The 5,784-nt window shown below is 41.4% G+C and carries 5 protein-coding genes; all 5 read left to right on the top strand.

What is annotated here, in order from left to right; all coding sequences use genetic code 11:
- The first annotated feature begins 96 nt into the window (after positions 1-96).
- The 5 genes from BLS65_RS18515 (at position 97) to BLS65_RS17060 (ending at position 5,218) form a co-directional block, all read left to right on the top strand.
- The gene (locus BLS65_RS18515; protein ID WP_170830186.1) at positions 97-270 is read left to right on the top strand and encodes a class I lanthipeptide; all 174 of its coding nucleotides are present in this window, start codon (positions 97-99) and stop codon (positions 268-270) included.
- 231 nt (positions 271-501) lie between these two features.
- Entirely contained in the window at positions 502-696 is a 195-nt protein-coding gene (locus BLS65_RS18095) for a class I lanthipeptide (protein ID WP_125869938.1), read from the top strand.
- A gap of 141 nt (positions 697-837) precedes the next feature.
- Positions 838-2,052: a lanthionine synthetase C family protein gene (locus BLS65_RS17070; protein WP_092441007.1), complete on the top strand. Its 1,215-nt coding sequence runs from the start codon at positions 838-840 to the stop codon at positions 2,050-2,052.
- A gap of 14 nt (positions 2,053-2,066) precedes the next feature.
- The gene (locus tag BLS65_RS17065; RefSeq protein ID WP_092441006.1) at positions 2,067-4,301 is read left to right on the top strand and encodes a lantibiotic dehydratase family protein; all 2,235 of its coding nucleotides are present in this window, start codon (positions 2,067-2,069) and stop codon (positions 4,299-4,301) included.
- Positions 4,298-5,218, top strand: coding sequence for a thiopeptide-type bacteriocin biosynthesis protein (locus tag BLS65_RS17060; protein ID WP_092441005.1), 921 nt, complete (start codon positions 4,298-4,300; stop codon positions 5,216-5,218). The genes BLS65_RS17065 and BLS65_RS17060 overlap by 4 nt, the downstream gene beginning before the upstream one ends.
- The last annotated feature ends 566 nt before the right edge of the window (positions 5,219-5,784 follow it).

Below are 5,784 nucleotides of genomic sequence, written 5' to 3'. Positions count from 1 at the left end.
TAGGTGAAAATATTTTAATCGGGAAAGCCTTGTGATGATTATTATTACAGGGGTTCCCGATTATTTTATGCTTTTATGTTGCGGATATAAGGTTGTATGAAAAATATTGAAGAATATTCCAAAGTTTTGGAATTGTCGAAGGAAGATGTTGCTCCTTTGAATACTGAGGAGTTAAATGGACTTAATGGAGGTAAGCGTAAATCGGAAACTCCTTGTCCTTTTACAGCAGTAGAGGATTGCATTTCTATGGTTGTTCATTGCAGCGAATAGCCGCTTTTGCATTAAGACTGATTTGCAGCAGATGCACTCCGTATAATACATAAGTATTGCTGCATTAAATCTAACCTGCTGCAAAAATGTGTTGTTAAACATGTTGCTGTATTGCAAACTGTCACCCAGTGGCGGTGCTGTGTGTTATTATTGTAGCATGGCTTGCGGCCGCAACCTGGGCAGATTCCGAAAAGCCCTCAATAGAGTAGGATACTATTAGCTATTATTATCATGAAAAAGATTGAAGAATATTCCAAGGTTTTGGAATTGTCAAAGGAAGATGTTGCTTCTTTGAATAACGAGGAGTTGAATAGTTTACAAGGTGGCGTTCGTCCTACCTACTATTGTACTAACCCAATTTATTGTGTTGATACAGAAACAACACCAAGGTGTTTGACGATTGATCCTAAGATTCCTTGCGTATAGTAATGTCTCCCCGTTGCTTGCAGCGGGGAGTTTTTTATTCCTACTGTTTTGTTTATGGTTATTTTGCCGAATTCGGTAGTCCTTCCCTATAGTAGATAAATGTAATTACTAAAATGGCATCTGTTTATTTATGAATATATTATGGATAAATGCATGGTTGTAGATTCATTGCTTGCTGTACAGCTAAATCAAAAAATTGATGCAATTGCTCAGCATATAGGTAATTCTACTCAAAACTCGCCCGATCTGATGAGTGGGAAATCAGGCGAAATGCTTTTTTTGGCATACTACCATCTATATAAAAATGACGAGACAAAGGAGAATAAAACAACCATAATACTATCATCTATTTTTGATGAAATTAAGCGTGGTTTTAAATATCCAACATTTTGTAATGGTCTTGCGGGGATCGGTTGGACGGTTGAACATCTAGTACAGCATAATTTCATTAAAGCCGACACGAACAAGATCATCGGTAGCCTAGATGATTTTTTATATCCCTATATGATGCATTATATCCGTGAAGGTAATTACGATTATCTGCATGGTGCATTGGGGCTCGGCCTATACTACTCAAGCCGGAAGTCGAGTGAAAGGGCGCATGGATATCTTATCGATTTGGTTGCCGAGCTTGATAGGCAAGCCACGCGGATGGATCAGGGCATTGCTTGGGAGCGGAAGCTAAAACCCGATAGCGATGTAAGGGGGTATAACTTAAGCATGTCTCATGGCATTGCAAGCATTATTACCATTCTTAGTCGCTTATATGAGGCTGGAATTTGCAAAGACAAGACGCTCGAATTAGCAACAGGTGCTGTAACCTATTTGCTGAGTAACCGGCGAACCGCTGATGCCAAATATCTATTCCCCGGTTGGGTGTGTAAGGAGGAAACTGAAATGATACAAGGTGGTCGGTTGGCTTGGTGCTACTATGATATGGGGATTTCCATTGCTTTATGGCAAGCGGGTCAGCTATTCGGCAGTGAGCGCTGGAAGAAGGAGGCAATTGACATTCTTTTGCATACTACGCGCATCCTTGATCTAAAAGAAGGGGGCATACATGATGCTGGAATCTGCCATGGTGCTGCTGGTATAGCGCATATTTATCATCGAATGTATCGCTATACTAATGTTGATGCATTTAGGATTGCTGCCATTTTTTGGTTTGAGCAATGTATTAAGATGGCCTCTTTCGATGATGGCCTAGCCGGCTATAAAACATTTCAGGTCGCAGAATACGGTGGTTGGCAAAAAGACTATGGCCTTCTTAATGGAATTGCAGGCATTGGTCTTGCAATGATATCCTTTGTATCCGATATCGAACCCGATTGGGATAGTGCATTACTACTTAGCTAAAGACACCTCTGTTGATGAACGATAACTTGCCCTATTCCATATTCTCGACGTTCTTGGTGAGAACTCCGCTGCTTCCATTCAATTCCTTTCAGAATCTCCTTTCAAATAGTTCACGGTTAAGGGAAACGTTTCGCGATGCTGCCAAGGTTCCGATGATCAATGAAGCGCTATTTGTTGCGGCACCTGAGTTTCATGCTCAGCTACAGTCTTGGATTGATGGTGGTGGTATGGATGCTATAGAAGATGAGCGCATTTTACAAACATTGTATAAGTATATATCCCGGATGTCGTCAAGATGTACACCGTTTGGCCTATTTGCCGGCTGCACTACGGGATTCGTTGGAACCCAGACCAAGGTAGAACTGTCAGAATTCTCAGAACACGAGCGGCATACCCGACTCGATATGCTGTATCTCTGCAATCTTGCTTCGGCTTTGTCTCGGCACGATACTATTAAACCGAATCTTCGCTATTTCCCCAATACTAGCATATATAAATCAGGTGAGCACCTTCGTTATATCGAATACCGCTATAAGAAAGATAAACGCACTCACCATCTTGTGCAGGTTAAGGATTCATTGTATATCAATTTTGTGCTGGAACGCGCAAAAAGCGGAGGGCGTATTCATGACTTGTCTCAGCTGCTTGCGCACGAAGGCATCCCTCTATTGCAAGCGGAAGATTTTATAAATAGATTAATAAGCAATCAGATCCTTGTTGGCGAACTCGATCCAACTATCACTGGTGTTGAATTCTTTGATAGAATCCAACAGATACTTGAGCCGCTCGAAGGTATTGATAAAGTAAACCGCATATTTGCCGATGTGAAGCGAAAGTTCAATTTCATTGACACGCAAATTGGCAATGCTCCGGCACTATATTACGATATAGCTGCTGATTTAAAGCAGCTGAATATCGACTTCGACATAAAATACCTTATTCAAACCGATGTAGCGCTCAATGCTAAAAAATCTTCGCTAAGCAGTGAAACTATGCACTCTGTAATGCAGGGTATTGTTGCGTTTAATAAGCTTACTGATATTGGCGGTTCCGACAACATAAATCAATTCAAGGAGGCATTTTTACGACGCTACGATACGCGAGAAGTGCCATTGCTTCAGGCTCTTGATGTAGAAACAGGGGTTGGCTATTTACAGGGTAACGATGGGGTGTTCTCGCCCTTGGTAGAGAACATTATACTGTCTCCCAAAGTAGATGATTCTCCCAAAGTTAAATGGACTCCTGTTCAAAATTTTCTGCTCAACAAGCTTTTGAGCGCTGTAGAAAGCGGAAGTGCCGAAATTAATATCACTGATGATGATTTACTCCAGTTTAAGGAAAATTGGGATAATTTACCCCCAACCTTCACCTCGCTTGTTAGGATAGTGGAGGCTCCTTGCGAGCAATTTCCCAATGGGCGAATTTTGATGGAAAATGCTGGTGGAAATAGTGCAGCAAATCTTTTAGGCCGGTTTTGCCATGGCAATGAGAAAATATATCGTTGGGTAAGCGAGATAGTCGACCGCGAGCAAGAATTATTCCCCGATGCCATTGTTGCTGAGATTATCCATCTTCCAGAGTCACGGGTTGGTAATGTTGTACTTCATCCTGCTTTTCGAAAATTTGAAATTCCCGTAATAACAGCATCTTCTGTTTGTTCCAAATACACTATCTGCCTCGACGATTTGTTTGTTTCCATTCGCAACGGAGAGGTTTGCTTGCGCTCCAAGAGGTTGAATAAACGTGTAATACCTCGGTTGAGCAATGCGCATAACTATTCGGCTAATTCAATTCCGGTATACCAATTCCTATGCGACTTACAATGCCAAGGTTTACGTACTTGGTTAGGATTTAACTGGGGTATTCTCAAGCACAATTATCCCTTCAAGCCCAGAGTTGTGTATAAAGACCTAATCTTTAGTCCGGCCGAATGGCTTGTGAAGAAAGATGAAATAGAGGCCATTATGGGAGCCCATGATAGCCCCGAACTGCTTGCTAATGTTGAACGATGGCGAACCCAAAGGCACATATCCATGTACGTTTTATTGGAAGAAGGCGATAATTCGTTGTTTATAGATTTTAGCAATTGGTTGAGCGTGAAAACATTTTTGTCTGCTGTAAAGAAAAAGGGAAATTTCATGTTAAGGGAATTTCTGTTCAATCCCAGCAATGCTGTGGTGAGGAGTAACAACGATATGTTTACTAATGAATTCGTTCTTGGATTCTATAAGCAATCTTTTGGGAAATGAGCGATACTTTAATTAAGCGCAGTTTTGTTCCTGGTGAAGAGTGGGTTTACTATAAGTTCTACTGTGGCGCAAAAACAGGTGATAAGGTTTTAGAGGAAGCCATTATTCCTGCCATTGAACGGTTAAAAGTTAATAATTTAATTGATCAATGGTTCTTTATTCGGTATGCCGACCCTGATTTACATTTAAGAGTTCGCCTTCATTGCAGTGATGTTGCCAATATTGGCGAAATCATTCAAACTATATATCGGTTTACGCAAAAGATGGTAGAACAAGAGCTTGTATGGAAGGTTCTGCTCGATACCTACCAGCGCGAGTTGGAGCGTTATGGCGCCAATACAATGGAGTTGAGCGAGCAACTTTTCTTTTTCGATAGCGAACTATTTGTAAAGGTTCTTCCGTATTTCAGAAATACCGATGGTGAAGTTGTGCGTTGGCTTTTTGCGCTTAAATCGATTGATGCCTTGCTCGATTCTTTCCAATTCTCTCTTGATGATAAACTCCTTTTGTTGCAGGAGTTAAAATCTGCTTTTGGAAAGGAGTTTGGTATGGATCAATTTCTAAAAGGACAGTTGGATGCTAAGTTTCGTAAGGATAGAAGCCTTATAGAACAAGCGCTTGACTCCACTTCCGAAAAGGATAGTCTTATTGCTACTTTGTTAAACGCAATACATGAGCAGAGAGATGTAATGAAGCCTATTGTTCTTCAGATTTTATCAATGAAACAACATGCTCAGTTGGATATTCCCTTTAATGATCTGATGGGAAGTTATATTCATATGCTCGTAAACCGCATATTTAAATCCAAGCAACGAATGCACGAAATGGTATTGTATGATTTTTTGTATCGATACTATAAGTCAACTGTTGCTCGTGCTAAGAAACATGAAGGATTGGCAAAGGCGGTAAAGTTTTAGCTATGGTATTTGATGCCTCCGGCATCGCTGAATTCATGGCATGATGTAGGGACATGATCCATCGTATCCGCAAAAACAAATTCATTCCCATAAATATAGGGGTAATCAGCACCATCCCATCACCGCCTCCGTATGAGGCAAACGTTGGTAGATACGAATCATTCAAAACAATTTTGCGCCCCATAGGTGGCGCCCCAAAACGGAAAAGCATTGCATCAATTCTATTTCCCTAATTCTTTTCTATCAACGTCTGATGCTTCCGGCATCGTCGAATTCATGGCAGGATGTAGGGACACGATACATCGTGTCCGATTACATAAAATGACATTCTATGGCCGCAAAAACAAATATCGTAGGCCAGAAAGACCACCATATAAAAGCCGGGGGCACCGCCCCCGGAAATAATGATACATATCAGTCACCTAATCGCACCATACTGGAATTGAAACATTCGGCCATCCTTTACGGCGGCATCCACAAGGCTACACCTAATCGCACCATACTGGAACCGAACCGACGAAGGAGGTGAGCTCACGAGCGTAGCGAGTAATTGAAACTCGCGTTAT

Source organism: Williamwhitmania taraxaci (assembly GCF_900096565.1).
Lineage (GTDB): Bacteria > Bacteroidota > Bacteroidia > Bacteroidales > Williamwhitmaniaceae > Williamwhitmania > Williamwhitmania taraxaci.
Note: the sequence above shows the minus strand (reverse complement) of the source record. Positions and strands in the feature narration are given on the sequence as shown.

Excerpts from the sequence above, each read along its gene's own strand:
- BLS65_RS18515 (WP_170830186.1), top strand. The coding sequence starts at position 97 with ATGAAAAATATTGAAGAATATTCCAAAGTTTTGGAATTGTCGAAGGAA.
- BLS65_RS18095 (WP_125869938.1), top strand. The coding sequence starts at position 502 with ATGAAAAAGATTGAAGAATATTCCAAGGTTTTGGAATTGTCAAAGGAA.
- BLS65_RS17070 (WP_092441007.1), top strand. The coding sequence starts at position 838 with ATGGATAAATGCATGGTTGTAGATTCATTGCTTGCTGTACAGCTAAAT.
- BLS65_RS17065 (WP_092441006.1), top strand. The coding sequence starts at position 2,067 with ATGAACGATAACTTGCCCTATTCCATATTCTCGACGTTCTTGGTGAGA.
- BLS65_RS17060 (WP_092441005.1), top strand. The coding sequence starts at position 4,298 with ATGAGCGATACTTTAATTAAGCGCAGTTTTGTTCCTGGTGAAGAGTGG.